The sequence below is a fragment of the Sciscionella marina DSM 45152 genome (assembly GCF_000379465.1).
Taxonomy (GTDB): Bacteria; Actinomycetota; Actinomycetes; order Mycobacteriales; family Pseudonocardiaceae; genus Sciscionella; species Sciscionella marina.
In genome coordinates this window covers 579,043-592,204 of the sequence record NZ_KB905403.1, presented here as the reverse complement: position 1 = coordinate 592,204, position 13,162 = coordinate 579,043, and the positions used below count along the sequence as shown (strand labels likewise).

The 13,162-nt window shown below is 69.2% G+C and carries 14 protein-coding genes and 1 pseudogene; 3 read left to right on the top strand and 12 right to left on the bottom strand.

From position 1 onward, the window contains the following. Positions 1-39: 39 nt before the first annotated feature. From A37U_RS45500 to A37U_RS0127520, 7 genes are all read right to left on the bottom strand, one after another. Positions 40-1,275 carry an NAD(P)/FAD-dependent oxidoreductase gene (locus A37U_RS45500; RefSeq protein WP_020499903.1) on the bottom strand — a complete coding sequence of 412 codons (1,236 nt, stop codon included), beginning with the start codon at positions 1,273-1,275 and terminating at the stop codon, positions 40-42. 175 nt (positions 1,276-1,450) lie between these two features. After that, entirely contained in the window at positions 1,451-3,076 is a 1,626-nt protein-coding gene (locus tag A37U_RS0127545; RefSeq protein WP_020499902.1) for a PucR family transcriptional regulator, read from the bottom strand. Positions 3,077-3,274: 198 nt separating this feature from the next. Further along, positions 3,275-4,045, bottom strand: coding sequence for an ESX secretion-associated protein EspG (locus A37U_RS0127540; protein ID WP_020499901.1), 771 nt, complete (start codon positions 4,043-4,045; stop codon positions 3,275-3,277). Between the two features lie 7 nt (positions 4,046-4,052). Beyond that, on the bottom strand, positions 4,053-4,967 hold the full coding sequence (locus A37U_RS0127535) for a hypothetical protein (RefSeq protein WP_020499900.1): 915 nt from the start codon (positions 4,965-4,967) through the stop codon (positions 4,053-4,055). After that, positions 4,964-5,290 carry a hypothetical protein gene (locus A37U_RS0127530; RefSeq protein ID WP_020499899.1) on the bottom strand — a complete coding sequence of 109 codons (327 nt, stop codon included), beginning with the start codon at positions 5,288-5,290 and terminating at the stop codon, positions 4,964-4,966. The genes A37U_RS0127535 and A37U_RS0127530 overlap by 4 nt, the downstream gene beginning before the upstream one ends. After that, positions 5,287-5,592, bottom strand: coding sequence for a hypothetical protein (locus tag A37U_RS0127525; RefSeq protein ID WP_020499898.1), 306 nt, complete (start codon positions 5,590-5,592; stop codon positions 5,287-5,289). The genes A37U_RS0127530 and A37U_RS0127525 overlap by 4 nt, the downstream gene beginning before the upstream one ends. A gap of 91 nt (positions 5,593-5,683) precedes the next feature. Next, positions 5,684-6,649, bottom strand: a complete 966-nt coding sequence (locus tag A37U_RS0127520) for an Lrp/AsnC family transcriptional regulator (protein WP_020499897.1) — start codon at positions 6,647-6,649, stop codon at positions 5,684-5,686. Positions 6,650-6,733: 84 nt separating this feature from the next. Here A37U_RS0127520 and A37U_RS0127515 point away from each other — a divergent pair, with 84 nt between their 5' ends. Then, on the top strand, positions 6,734-7,534 hold the full coding sequence (locus A37U_RS0127515; RefSeq protein WP_020499896.1) for an SAM-dependent methyltransferase: 801 nt from the start codon (positions 6,734-6,736) through the stop codon (positions 7,532-7,534). A gap of 175 nt (positions 7,535-7,709) precedes the next feature. Continuing rightward, positions 7,710-7,865: pseudogene (locus A37U_RS50130) on the top strand (LacI family transcriptional regulator); the annotation flags it as partial. Here A37U_RS50130 and A37U_RS0127505 read toward each other — a convergent pair. The 4 genes from A37U_RS0127505 to A37U_RS0127490 all read right to left on the bottom strand — a co-directional run bounded on the left by A37U_RS0127505 (position 7,843) and on the right by A37U_RS0127490 (position 11,940). Continuing rightward, on the bottom strand, positions 7,843-8,637 hold the full coding sequence (locus A37U_RS0127505; protein WP_020499894.1) for a thymidylate synthase: 795 nt from the start codon (positions 8,635-8,637) through the stop codon (positions 7,843-7,845). The pseudogene A37U_RS50130 and the gene A37U_RS0127505 sit on opposite strands and share 23 nt — an antisense overlap. A gap of 13 nt (positions 8,638-8,650) precedes the next feature. Next, positions 8,651-9,394, bottom strand: a complete 744-nt coding sequence (locus A37U_RS0127500; protein WP_020499893.1) for a dienelactone hydrolase family protein — start codon at positions 9,392-9,394, stop codon at positions 8,651-8,653. 69 nt (positions 9,395-9,463) lie between these two features. Further along, positions 9,464-10,597: a serine hydrolase domain-containing protein gene (locus A37U_RS0127495; protein ID WP_240437684.1), complete on the bottom strand. Its 1,134-nt coding sequence runs from the start codon at positions 10,595-10,597 to the stop codon at positions 9,464-9,466. An 11-nt stretch (positions 10,598-10,608) separates the two neighbouring features. Then, entirely contained in the window at positions 10,609-11,940 is a 1,332-nt protein-coding gene (locus A37U_RS0127490; protein WP_020499891.1) for a flavin-containing monooxygenase, read from the bottom strand. Positions 11,941-12,063: 123 nt separating this feature from the next. On the opposite strand from A37U_RS0127490, the gene A37U_RS0127485 reads away from it, so the two are divergent. Next, a complete protein-coding gene (locus tag A37U_RS0127485) occupies positions 12,064-12,711 on the top strand; it encodes a TetR/AcrR family transcriptional regulator (protein ID WP_020499890.1) in 648 nt (215 codons plus the stop codon). Here the strand turns inward: A37U_RS0127485 and A37U_RS55065 are convergent. Beyond that, positions 12,667-13,155, bottom strand: coding sequence for a mannitol dehydrogenase family protein (locus tag A37U_RS55065; RefSeq protein ID WP_420806267.1), 489 nt, complete (start codon positions 13,153-13,155; stop codon positions 12,667-12,669). The genes A37U_RS0127485 and A37U_RS55065 overlap by 45 nt on opposite strands. Positions 13,156-13,162 lie beyond the last annotated feature (7 nt).

The following is a 13,162-nucleotide window of genomic DNA, read 5'->3' as shown; positions in this document are numbered from 1 at the left end:
GATCTCCATTGATCTCGAGCCCTACTCAGCGAGCCGGGCTCAGCGGGTCGGGCGCAACCAATCGAGTTCGGGGCCGGTGGCGCCGGTGGCCATGTGCTCGGCGAGCAGTCTTCCGGTGAGCGGGCCGAGGGTGACTCCCCACATGCCGTGCCCGCCCGCGATGTAGACGCCCTCGGTGGCCGAAGGGCCGACCAGCGGGATCCCGTCCGCGCTCAACGGCCGCGCACCCACCCACTGGTCCCGGATGTCCGACCAGTCGGCACCGGCGAGCAGCGGCCGCAGCGACCGGACGGTGGCGGTGATCCGCGCCGGGTCCAGCGGGGCGTCCGGCCGCTGGAACTCCATCACGCCCGCGATCCGCACCCGGTCCCCGCGTGGGGCCAGCGCGACTCTGGCCGTGGGGAAATACAACGGAGTGCGCAGCGGCTCGCGCAGGGCAACCGTGAAGCTGTACCCGCGCCCGCCGAATTGCGGCATCCGCACTCCGTGCGCGGCGGCCAGCTCCGGCAGCCAGGCACCGCTGGCGAGCACCACCGCGTCCGCCTCGCGGCCACCATCGGCGCACCGCACCCGGATCCGCCCAGCGGAGTGCCGGACGGCCGAGACCGGGACCTGTTCGGTGATCGTGCCACCCCGGGCGCGCACACTCGCGGCGAGCGCGCCCGCATAGGCGACCGGATCGAGGTAACGCTGCCCGCGCACCCGCATCGCGAGCCCGACCCGCCCGGAGAGATTGGGTTCGGCCTTGCGGGCCTGTTCCCCGGTGAGCAGTTCCAGATCGACCTGCTGCCCACTGGCGACCACTCCGTCGAGTTCGTGCTGCAGTCCGGTCGCCTCGGCGGCCCCGGCGAAGGCGGCGAGCACATCGGCGGAGTGCACCTCGCCGCGCACCCCGTCGGCGAGCTGCGCGTCGAAGGACTCGAAGATCCGCTCGTTGAGCACCCGGTATCCGGCCATCGCTCGGGTCCAGTGCGCGCTGGTGCAGTTCCGGCTCAACCGCAGCAGAAACCGGGCCAACTCCGGATCGGCGCGCGGGGGCAGCCGGACCGGGGAGTGCCGGTCGAGCACGGCACGGATCCCATAGCGCAGGATCGCGGGTTCGGGGAGCGGAACGGTGAAGGCCGGGGCGAGATACCCCGCGTTACCCCAGGACGCCCCGGACCCGGCCGCTGCCTTGTCCAGCACCTCCACCTCGATGCCGTACTCCTGCAGCGACCAGGCGCAGGACAACCCGACCATGCCCGCACCGATGACGATGACCTTGCGTGGACCCATGCACCAGCTCCGTTCGCTGTTCGTGCCTGTCAACCCAGGAGCACATCTGAGAACTCCGTGTCCCGCTGCGACGGACGAGAGCTCGCAGACGCACTCTAGGGCGACAAGCGGGCACGGGGCTTCGGTGCGCGCGGCCAAAATCGGTACCGGGCTTTCGTGCGATCCGACGTAGCGTCTAATCCTTGAACACCCGCAGTGCCAGCATGGCCGCGAACCGGTCCGCCGGATCGGCCAGATCGATGCCGCCGATCTCGGTGAGCCTGCGCAACCGGTAACGGAAGGTGTTCGGGTGCACGTGCAGGGCCGCGGCGGCCGCGCCGACATCCCCGAACGCGTCCAGCCAGGCCGCGAGGGTGGGCACCAGGCTCGCCCCGTGCCGTTCGTCGTACTCGCGCAGCACGGCGAGCGCCCCGCTGGGCCGGTCACCCTGTCCGATGGCGAGTTCGCGCAGCTCGGAAACCAGGATCCACCCGTGCACCTCGGCGAACCGGGCCGCCCGCGGACCGTCCTCGTGCGCGCGCAAGGCCCGCACCGTCCGGCTCGCCCGGTGCCGCGCGGTGGCCAGTTCCGCGCTGGTGCGCGCGCAGGAACCGATCCCGATCACCGCATCGGTGCGGTCCCCGAGCCTGCCGAGAAAGTCACCGGCCACCCGCAGGGCCCGTTCCCCGGCATCGCTATCCTCCCCGTCCACCGGGAGCAACCCGTAGGCGTGGTTCTCCAGCAGCGCGACCGCACTGCGCGGGTGCATCGCGGCCAGATGCATCGCGAAGCCGTCGGCGATCCGCTGGCGTTCGGTTTCCCTGCTGGTCTCCTCGCTCAGCGAACCACTCGGTTCCTGCGAGCCGCGCATCGCGAGCGCCAGCACGATCACCGGGGTTCCGGCGAGCCCGAGCCGGTCCACCGCGGCGTGCGCGTCCGGGCCACCCTCGAGCGCGGTGCTCAGCAGGTCCGCGCGCAGCCTGCGGCCCACATCCGCCCCGGCCCGCATGCGCAGCAGGTGCAGCGCCACCACCTTCGCGGCATCGGTGAGCGCCGCCTCGCGTTCGGCGGAAAGCGGTCCGTGCACCGCGGCCCAGATGGAGCCGAGCTGTTCGGCACCCGCGCGCACCGCGATCGCCACCCGCGGCATCGTGATCGATTCCGTGCCCAGTCCGGTGGAATCCACGTAGACCGGCCGCCTGCTGCGATAGAGCTCGTCGAACACCCCGGACTCGGTGAGCAGCTGCGAATAGCGTTGCGGGACCTGCCTGCCGAGCACCGTCTCCACCCGGGACTGGTCCGCTTCCTCCTGGTGGCCGGAGAACGCGAGCACCCGGGAACCCCGGTCCTCGATGGTGACCGGGGCATCCAGCTGCGCCGCGATCGCGTTCGCCAGGGAGAACAGGTCCCCGGCCGGGAAACCGCCCAGTGTCTCGGTGTCCTCGACGCGGATGCCGTCCTCGGTGAGCACCGAGCGCAACAGCGCGGCGAGCTGCATCCAGGAGGCGCCCCGCGCGACCGCGAGCAGCACGACCCCCGCATCCGCCGCCGCGGTGCGCAGCCGCTGCCCTGCGGGCACCGGGGAACGGATCACCAGTGCCCCCGCCCGGCCGCGCAGCCGGTCGAGCAGGGCCGCGATCCCCGCGGGTTCGCGCAGCCCGACCCCGAGCACCACGGCGGCCGGGGGCAGCGCCGGTTCCTCCACCGCATCGTGGATCACCACACCGCCGACCTCGCCGACCCGGTCCGGATCGCCGTGCACCACTTCGAGCAGGGTGCCGCCCAGGTCGTCGAGGATCCGCGTCAGACTCGCCCGGGCCATCGGAACAGCCTAGAGCACACCTGATGGCTCCGTGTCCTGCTGCGCGGGGCCATATCGGCGCCTCGCGGCGTTGTCCTCCTCCCGCGCAGCGCCGCTGCGCTGTCGTCGTCCGCCTTGCGATGCATCCGATCTGGCTCCCGCTCGCGACGGACGAGAGTCATCAGACGCACTCCTAGAGCACACCTGCCCCGCCGACTCCTAACTCAACTCCGCGCGCATGCGGTCGAGTTGTTCGGTGAGCGCGTCCTCGGTGGCGGGTCCGCAGAGCACGTGGGTGTCGCCGAGCTGGTCGGTCTCGAACAGGTTGTACCAGGCACCACGGCGACCGGCGACGTAACCGAGCGAGTACGGGCTGCGCTGCGGACGCTCCGCGCGGTCCCGGACCTGGACGTAGGCTTCGGCGCTCGCCGTGCTGATCCCCGCCCGGATCAGCGTGAACACCGTGGCCCGGTCATCATCGGTTTCCGAGTAGTCGTTGCTGACCAGCACGCTGTCCTCGGCGCGGGGCGGCTCGACGAACTCGGTGAGGGACAGCCGGATGGGCGCGAACCGGGCGGCGGTCGCGGCAGGCCATTCCGCGAGAAAACCCTTGGCGAGCGCGCCCGGCGAGATCTGGTCGAGGCACAGGCCGCCGTTGCAGCGCACCGCGCACACCGCTTCCTGGCCACGCTGCGCGGCAAGGATCTCCCAGCGGTCCTGGGTGTCCCGGAACCAGCCATAGTAGGCCGCATCGGGATGACACAGCACCCCCATGCTGACCGCGAAATCCCGGTCCAGGTGGTCCTGGTCCTCCAGCAGCCCCCGCTCGCCGAAGGCCCGCAGTGCGGTGGTGAGCTGATCCTGTTCGGCCTCCTGCGAGCGCCACAGGAGTTCACCGGCCAGCACCGAATGCGGTTCGCCGACCTGGAAATGGCGCGCCAGGCTGATGAAGTGCTCGGCATGGCAGACGACCCTGCCACCAGGAAGCATCGCTGGCTCAGCCTTCGTCGTTCGGGTCGTGGTGCGGTTCGGTGTCCTGCCCGATCACCGGCGGCGCCGTCGGCGGGATATCCCCGACGACCTCGTTGCCGTGCCCGCGGGTGACCAGGAAATCGGGTGTTGTCTTCTCCCTGTCCGCTTTCCTTCCTCGTCCCGTACCGGACACCGGCCGCTGCCCGGTACCCGTGCCGCGCGGGCCACCGGGCACATGGCCGGCCGCGATTCCACCGTACGGGCCGGACGCCGAGCCGGACCCGGCATTACCGCCCGTACCGGTTCCGGTGTCCGCACCGGCCTGCGGGGTGTACGCGGAGATATCCGTTCGCCCCGCGGCACCGCTCGCGGAGTCCTGCGCCGCCTGCACCCGCATCGGATGCCCACCGCCCGCGGTGTCCTCGCCGTGGGCGGGATACGTCCGGGGCAGGTTGTCGATGTGCCGGCCGGTCGCGGCCGCCAGGCTCCGGTACTGGTGAATGTTGTGCGCCTCGGCTCCCTGCTTCGCCTGCATCGCGGCACCGTAGTCGGCGGCCCCCGGATGACCGGGCAGGAGTGCGTCGAGTTTCGTCAAGCCGCTCGGCTGCGCGGGAATCGCGGGAACCGGCACCAGCTTCCCGCTGACCTCATCGGTCATCTCCGCCTGTGCCCGGGTCATTTCCTGGGCCTTGTCCAGGCTTTCCGCCATCCTGGAGAACATCGCCGAAGCCGGGCCCGCGCCCCGCTGCGCGGCACCCGCGCTCGGGCCCGTCCAGCTGCCCTCCAGCTTGCCCGCGGCGTTCTCGATCCGGCTCGACAGCTCGGTGAACCGCTGCATCAGCCGGAAAACCTGGTCCGTGGACTGCTGCAGGCCCTCGGTGCCACGCTTCTGCTCCACGAGCCTCCGGTAGATCTCCGCCCCGGTATACCCCGCCGTCACGTCCGATTCCTTCGCAGATCCTGTGCGTTGCGATCCTCGGCCCCGCGGTAGTCGGCGAGCGCCTTCTTCATGCTCCGCACCAGGCCATCGAGATAGGTGGTCGCCCCCTTGGCCTCGTTCGCGGCGTTGTCCAGCGACGCCTGATACGCGGCGAGGTACGACTCGCTCTGCACATCCGGGGCCGGGGCGGTGGCGACAGCGGAGGCCTCGCGGATCTCGCTCTCGAACTTCCTGGAGTCCTCGGCGATGTCCTCGAACTCGCGGATCAGCGCGGGGAGCGTCTCGGGGTCGAATTCATAGCCCGCATCCTGCGGTGTGGTCATCCCTGCGCGCTCCCGTCTACCTGGTATCCGATCGCTCGCACATGGTAGCGAGGCGGCGCTTTCGCGTATACGTTCCCGCAGCCGCCGGAGCTGGTGACCTCCGTCCCATGAGCCGAGCAGAAGAATCCGGGCCGCGGGAAGCGACGAACGGCCATCCAGTCGCGCAGTTGACGATGAACATCACCGACGAGGAAACGCTGGCAGCAGGCCGCGGACAAGACCGAACAGGACTTGCTTTCCTGGCGCGCCGGCTGGTCGACGGTGGCCTGGTACTCGTCGGTGCAGACCTGCTGCTCAGGCACGGGCTACTCGCGCTGATCCTCATCCGTGGCAAGGATTTCGTCCCCCGGCCCAGCCCGATTCCACCGGAACCCAGCAGCGGGCCGCGACCGGCTAGGGTGCCAGGTCGGCGCCCGGGCCCTTGATCTGCCGGGTGATCAGCGAGGTCTCCACGGTCAGTACCCCGGGCAGTGCGCCGAGGCGGTGGGCGAGATAGCCGTAACACGCGTCCAGATCCCGGTAGACGGTGAAGGCCACGATGTTCGCCGCGCCGCTCGTCGCCGCCGCATAGGCGACCTCGATGTGCCCGGCAAGCGCCGTGGCGACCGCGTCGAGCTCCCCGGGTGCCACGGTCAGCCAGAGCACGGCCGTGCAGTCGTAGTCGAACCACCCGGGATCGATGTCCACGTCGTAGTAGAAGACCCCGCGCCGGTGCAGCTCGGTCAACCGCCTGCGCAGCGTGGATTCCGGCGTCCCGGTCAGCGCGGAGAGGGTCGGATAGCCGGTGCGCCCATCGACCGCGAGCGCACGCAGCAGGGCCTGATCGGTTGCGGTGATGCGCTCGGGCAGGCCGCGGTGTTCGGCGGGTTCGGGTTCCCGCAACCGCTCGATCTCCTCGGCCTCGAGCGCGCCGAGCCTGCCGGGCCAGCCATGGGCGCCCGCGAGGTCGCGCAGGACGCAGTGCGCCGTGATCGCATCGATTCGCGGCGTGCGGGACAGTTTCTCCAGCAGCAGGCTGCCCGAACCGGATTCGGCGTGTGCCATGCAGGTCAGCTCGGTACCACCGGAGGCGAGCGCGACCCACGAGGTGTCCTCCCTGCGCGCCAGCGCCTGCGCGATCCGCGGCGCGGCGTCCGGTGCGCAGCGCAATCGCACCAGCCAGTCGGCCCGGCCGAGCCTGCGCCGGTCCGGGACCGCGACCACCCGCATCCCGGCGTCCCGCAGCCTGCGGTACCGCTGCGCAAGCGTGCGCTCCGAGCAGCCGAGCACGGTGGCGATCCGGCGCAGCGGTGTCCGCCCGGCGATCGCGAGCGCATGCAGGATCCGCCGGTCTAGCTCGTCCAGTGTGACGGTTTCCACCACACAAGGGTAATCGTGCAGCACTATCAGCCGAATACGGCGGTTAATGGTAGCGGAACCGCCGATCTCTGCGAACCTCGAAGCATGCAGACAGACGAACTCGATCCGGTCGCGCACACCAGCAGGCTGACCGCCGCGATGCGCGCCGCCGAAAGCCGCCGGCCCGACGCGCTGTTCGCCGACCCGTTCGCCGAACAACTGGCCGGCGCATCCGCCAGGCAACTGGCCGAGGAGTTCGACGGCGGGCCGACAATCCCGGTGCGCACCAGGTATTTCGACGATGCGTTCGCCGAGCTGCGGCCGAGTCAGATCGCGTTGCTCGCCGCGGGCATGGACACCCGCGCCTTCCGGCTGGACTTCACGCCCGGCACCACCCTGTTCGAACTCGACCGGCCGGAAGTGCTTGCCTACAAGGAGCGGGTCATCGACGCCCAGGCGCGCTGCGCGCGCCGCACCGTGGGTGTCGATCTGGCCGCGGACTGGCGGGATCCCTTGCGCGAAGCGGGTTTCCGGGCCGACCTGCCGACCTGCTGGCTGGTCGAAGGGCTCACCCAGTACCTCGAGGAGTCCGCCGTGCTCACCCTGCTCGACCGCCTCACCGACCTCAGCGCGCCGGGCAGCACCCTGCTGCTGGACGTGGTCGGCCGTTCGGTGCTGGAGGCGCACGCGATGCGCGCGACGCTGGACTGGATGGCCGAGCACGGCGCACCGTGGCTGTTCGGTACCGAGGAACCGGAGGCCCTGCTGACCGCGCGCGGCTGGGATCCCGAGGTTTCCCTGTTCAGCACGGTCGGCACCCGGCTGGGCCGCTGGCCGTACCCGGACGCGCCGCGGGGAACACCGGGGGTCCCGCACGGCTACCTCATCCGCGCGGCGCTGCGCTGAGCGAAACCGCGGCACGGCGCAGCGCCCGGTCGAGCGGGGAGAGTCATGCCGCCCTTGCGCGCCGCGCTGACCGAGCTCGGCGCGGAGCCGGTCGATGACCTGATCACGCTGTGGGCCGGGCACATCTGCGCCGAACACCGCCGGACCGTGGCCGGGGAACGGAAATACGCGCCCGGCCATCACCACCGTCCGGGTCCCGTTCGAGGCCGGGACCCGCAAGACCGTCGCCCTGTTGATGCAGCTGCTGGACGGTCAGGAGCCGACCGATTCCGTGCTGCTGCCCGCCGCGCTCGAGATCCGCGAATCGACTACACCGCGATCGGCGCGCTGATCCTCGGGTGCGGGTCGTAGCCCTCGACCGTGATGTCCGCCAGGGTGAACTCGTCGATATCGCGCACCGCGGGGTTCAGCACGAGCCGCGGCAACGGGCGTGGTTCCCGGCTGAGTTGTTCGCGGGCCTGGTCGAGGTGGTTCAGGTAGAGGTGCGCGTCACCGAGGGTGTGCACGAACTCGCCCACCTCGAGATCGCACACCTGGGCGACCAGCTGGGTCAGCAGCGCGTAGGAGGCGATGTTGAACGGGAGCCCCAGGAAGACATCCGCCGAGCGCTGATAGAGCTGGCAGGACAGTCGTCCCTCGGCGACGTAGAACTGGAACAGCGTGTGGCACGGCGGCAGCGCCATCCGGTCCAAATCGGCGACATTCCAGGCGCTGACCAGGTTCCTGCGCGAGTCCGGATCGGTCTTGATCCGCTCGATCACGGTGCGGATCTGGTCGATGTGCTCACCATCGGGACTCGGCCAGGAGCGCCACTGGTAACCGTAGATCGGGCCGAGCTCGCCGTTCTCGTCCGCCCATTCGTCCCAGATGCTGACCTTGTTCTCGTGCAGCCACCCGACATCGGTCGCTCCCCGGAGAAACCACAGCAGCTCGGCGAACACCGAGCGAGTATGCACCTTCTTCGTGGTGAGCAACGGAAATCCGCTGCCGAGGTCGAACCGCAGCTGATGGCCGAACACGCTCAGCGTGCCCGTCCCGGTCCGGTCTTGCTTGCGCACCCCGGTGGTCAGTACGTGGTCCAGCAGTTCCAGATATGTCCGCACGGTGGGAAACTCCTCAGCGCAGTGCGCGGTCGAGCAGCGGGAGCAGGCGATCCCAGTGCTGCTGCAGCGCGGCCGGATCGAACGCGGCGGTGTCCGACATGGTGAAGCCGTGAACGGTGTCGGGATAGATCTCGGTGCTATAGCTGACCCCCGCAGCCCCGAACGCCTCGTTCAGCTCGCTGATTGCCTCCGGGGTCATGTCGTTTTCCGCGAGCCCGAGATGCACCTCGGCGGCGAGCGCGCCGACCTGGCGGTGCGGGCTGTCCGGTTCCTCGGTGACCAGCTGGGCAGGGTGGAATCCGGCCACGGCGGCCACCCGGTCCGGATGCGCGATCCCGGTGCGCATCGCCAGCAGGGCACCGATGCAGTACCCGATCGCCGCCACCGGCCCGGCGCTGACCCCGGGCTGTTCGGTGAGGAACCCGAGATAGGCCTCGGCATCGCGCAGCACCCGCTCGGTGCTGTGCTCCTCGAGCAGCGGCATCAGCTCGGCGAACACCGCGGGCCGGTTCTCCTCGCTGATGTGCTCGGGCAGGTCGAGCACCGGAGCCGGGCCGTGGCGGTAGTAGAGATTGGGCACCAGTACGTAGTAGCCGTGCCCGGCGAGTTCGGTGGCCTTCCGCTCCAGTTCAGGCCGGATACCGAAGGCGTCGGTGTACAGCAGCACTCCCGGATGCGGTGCGCCGTCCCCGGGGTGCGCGGCGAGCGCGTCGGCCTGGCCGTCCGCGGTAGGGATCCGCAGCGTGGTGATGGGCATACGCCGAGCTTGTCACATTCCGCCGGATCCCGCGCCGCCCCGGCCGTCAAGAGTGCCCGCCGTCCCGGCTCATCGGCCGGAGCCCTCCAGTGCCGCGTAGACCGCCTCCAGATAGGCACGGCCATTTTCGGCGCCGACCAGCCTCGGTTCCATCCTGTTCATGACGTACGCGATGGTCAGACGCCGGTCGAGATCGTTGACCACCACGGATCCGCCGTAACCGGTCCACCAGCAGATCCGTGCGTCCGGAAGCACCGGCATCGCATGCGGGCTCGGCAGGGCGTATCCCAGGCCGAAGCGCAGGTGCGCGCCGAGCACCCGGTCCACGCCGTCGGCCTGCACGGCGAAGATACGGTCCACCGTTTCCGCGCGCAGATAACGCCGCCCCCCGAACCGGCCACCGTGCGAGATGATCGACTGCAGCCTGGCCACCGACCGCGCATTGCCCTGACCGTTGAAACCGCCGAGTTCCGCCGCGAGGAAGGCCCTGGTGGTCGTCACATCGGTGCGGATCAGCGGATTGGTCATGGTGCGCACCGCGATGCTGTGCGGATCCACTGCCGCGCGATCGGTCACCGGTCGGGATGGCGGTATCAGCGTCGCGACCCGGTCGTCGATGCTCTCCGGGGCACCGAGCCAGTAGTCCGCTTCCCGCACGGCCGAGAACTGTTCGCCGAGCAAGGCTCCGAGGCTGCACCCGGTGATCCGCCGGGCGAGTTCGCCGAGGAGATGCCCGTGGCTGATCACCTGATAACCGGAACCCACACCGGGAGACCACCACGGTTCCTGCCCGGCAAGCAGCGCCGCGGCCCGGCTCGTGTCGTAGAGATCCTCCAGGGTGACCGCGCGTTCCCAACCGCAGACACCCGAAGTGTGACCGAGCACGTGCCGTACGAGCACTCCGCGCTTGCCCGCACCGCCGAACTCCGGCCAGTACCGTGCCACCGGCGCCCCGGGATCCAGCAACCCCTCGTCGATGAGCTTGAGTGCCACCAATGCCGTCATGGTCTTGGTCAGCGAGTAGGTGTTGACCAGGGTGTCCCGCGTCCATGGCGTGCCGGTGCCCGGATCGGCGGTACCGCCCCACAAATCCACCACGGTCTGCTCATTCTGGATGACGCAGATCGACGCGCCCGCCTCCGCACCGCTGGCGAGCCGGTGCGCCAACAATGCGTGCACACCCGCGAAACGGGGTGCGCACACGCCCGCCACGGTCACCGGGCCCCCGTGGTCGATCGGGCGCGCCGGACACCCGCTTCGATCTCCTTGTCCAGATCCTTGACATAGCGCGCGAAATCCACCTGGATCGTGTGCCGCGGAGTGTCGTAGTACTGCCCGAGATGCTTACGCTCATCGCGGGCGAGCATTTCCCGCATTTCCCGCTCGGATGGTAACGCGTATTCGCCGGCCAGATGCCGGGCGATCAGCTTACTCTGCCGTTCGGCGAGGTTGACGATCGTCGGGGATGCCTGCGCCAGTCCGGCATAGTAGAGATTGTCGATTCCGGGTTTGAGGATCCGCTTGAACAACGGAAACCGATGCTGCCCGTCCGGTTGCAGCTCCGGGTCGGTGAAGAACGGAAAACTGATGCGGTATCCCGTCGCCAGTACGAGCACATCGGCCGGAATACGCCGGCCATCGGCACAGACCACGGCGTCCGCGTCCAACCGTTCGATCTCCGGAACACAGGTCAGATCACCGGAACCCGCCCGTGCGAGGAAATCGATACTCACCGAGGGGTGCGCCGAAAGCGGCTCGTGATCCGGTTCGGGAAGGCCGTACGCACTCATGTGGCCGAGCGTTTTCTTGATCGCCCGCCTGGAAAGCGCGAGGCCGAGCTTTTTCGGCATCCACGGTGGCATCATCATTTTGTCGGCCGGTTTGCCGTTGCGGTATTTCGAGAGCACCCAGACACCGCGGCGCGCCGATACCCACACGTGGTCGGCCACGGTGCGCTGCGCCAGTTCCGAAGCGATGTCCAGCCCGGAGTTCCCCATGCCGACCACCACGACCCGTTTCCCGTGCATGTCGACCGGTTCGAACGGGCTGCGGTACTCGTGGCTGTGCAACACCGGGCCGTGAAATTCGCCTGCGTATTCGGGAATATTCGGATTCCAGTGGTGCCCGTTCGCGACCACGAGCGCGTCATAACAGCGCGTCTGCCCGGTGTCCAGCGTGACGGCCCAGCGCCCGGATTCGTCCCGGACCGCTCGTTCCACTCGCGTGTTGAACGTGATCTTCTCGCGCAGGCCGAAATGGTCCACGTAGTCGCGGAAGTACTGGTGAATCAGCGTGTGATGGGGAAAATGGGGCCAGCCCTCGCCCGCCGGATAGTCCTCGAACTGCAACCGCGAGGTGGACGTGTCGATGTGCAGCGATTCATAGCACGCCGAGCGCCGGTTCGGGTTGCCGAAATACCAGTTTCCGCCGACATCGTCCGATTCCTCGAAGCAGTCGAACGGGATACCGAAGTCATGGAGCCGTTTCGCGGTCGTGAAACCCGAACAACCGGCTCCGATGATGCAGACCGCCGGTGGTGCGACCATCGCCCAACCTCTCTTTGGTGCGGGTGGACTCACCGTGCCATTTCACTGACGCGATGTCTAGTGAGTGCGCGAATGTATACTCGCCGAGGGTGAGGCTGCGCGGACGAGACCCGGGAGGTCAGGGTGGGCAAGCAGGGCGGGGAGGCCAGAACCACACTGCGCCAGCAACAGAAACAACGCACCCGGCGTGAGCTGCTGGAAAGCGCCAAACGCCAGTTCGTCGAACGGGGCTACGCCGCGGTCACCGTGGACGATATCGCCGCCGCCGTCGGCTGCTCCCGGGCGACGTTCTACCTGCACTTCGCCGACAAGCCGGACGTGCTGCACAAAATCGGCGCCGAAACGATGGCCCAGCGCGCACGGACCGTCTACCAGGATCTCGACGCCGTGCTGACCTCGGGTTCCCGCACCGCGTTCGACGACTGGGTACGGCGGGCACTGGAATGGTTCGAGTCCAACCAAGCGATTCTGCCGGCCTGGGACGAAGCCGTCGCCCTCGAACCGGCGTTCAGACCGATTGCCAAGCGCGCCATCGACGACCTGCCCGCCGCCATGCCCGATTACCTGCGACGCTGGGGCGAGGATCGGCACGCGGAAGCCTGTCTGCGCATCGAGCTGCTGGTCAGCCAGCTCGAACGATTCTTCGTGCGCTGGAGGCTGCAGGGCACGATCAGCTCGCAGCTCGACCCTGCCAGGACACTCGGCGACATCTGGTTCCCCGCGCTGTCACCACCCGGGCCGGAGGAAAGCGCACCCGGACATCGGCGTTGACCTACCGGGCGATCTCCCGTTTACCGTGTCGCGTCCTGAACCTGCGAAGCCACGCTCGCCCGAAACCTCGTATCGCTCGACAGCCGTTCGGTACCACGGGAATCGTGTCCAGGATGCGGAGCGCGGCGCTCGCGCCACGGTGTGTGCGAACGATTTCCGGCAGGGTCGCGGAATGCGGATCCACCAGCCGGTCCGGCTGTTCCAGTGCGCGCAGTGGGTGACCCAGCGAATCCAGGAAGCGAGAACCGCCGCGACCCGGTTCGGTGGGTGGCCCTGCTCCAGCGCCGCCACGGCCGTCGGCGCGAGTCGTTGCCGGATCTTCTGGCTCCCATCGGCACCCGGTTTGGCGAGGGAGTAGGGCACCTCGGGGTTCGCGAACCGGCGCAGTACCGTGGCGGCATAAGCGGATGCGTCCGCGTCGACCGCGGGAAGGTGCGGAACGATCTCCTGT

Excerpts from the sequence above, each read along its gene's own strand:
- A37U_RS45500 (WP_020499903.1), bottom strand. The coding sequence starts at position 1,275 with ATGGGTCCACGCAAGGTCATCGTCATCGGTGCGGGCATGGTCGGGTTG.
- A37U_RS0127545 (WP_020499902.1), bottom strand. The coding sequence starts at position 3,076 with ATGGCCCGGGCGAGTCTGACGCGGATCCTCGACGACCTGGGCGGCACC.
- A37U_RS0127540 (WP_020499901.1), bottom strand. The coding sequence starts at position 4,045 with ATGCTTCCTGGTGGCAGGGTCGTCTGCCATGCCGAGCACTTCATCAGC.
- A37U_RS0127530 (WP_020499899.1), bottom strand. The coding sequence starts at position 5,290 with ATGACCACACCGCAGGATGCGGGCTATGAATTCGACCCCGAGACGCTC.
- A37U_RS0127515 (WP_020499896.1), top strand. The coding sequence starts at position 6,734 with ATGCAGACAGACGAACTCGATCCGGTCGCGCACACCAGCAGGCTGACC.
- A37U_RS0127500 (WP_020499893.1), bottom strand. The coding sequence starts at position 9,394 with ATGCCCATCACCACGCTGCGGATCCCTACCGCGGACGGCCAGGCCGAC.
- A37U_RS0127490 (WP_020499891.1), bottom strand. The coding sequence starts at position 11,940 with ATGGTCGCACCACCGGCGGTCTGCATCATCGGAGCCGGTTGTTCGGGT.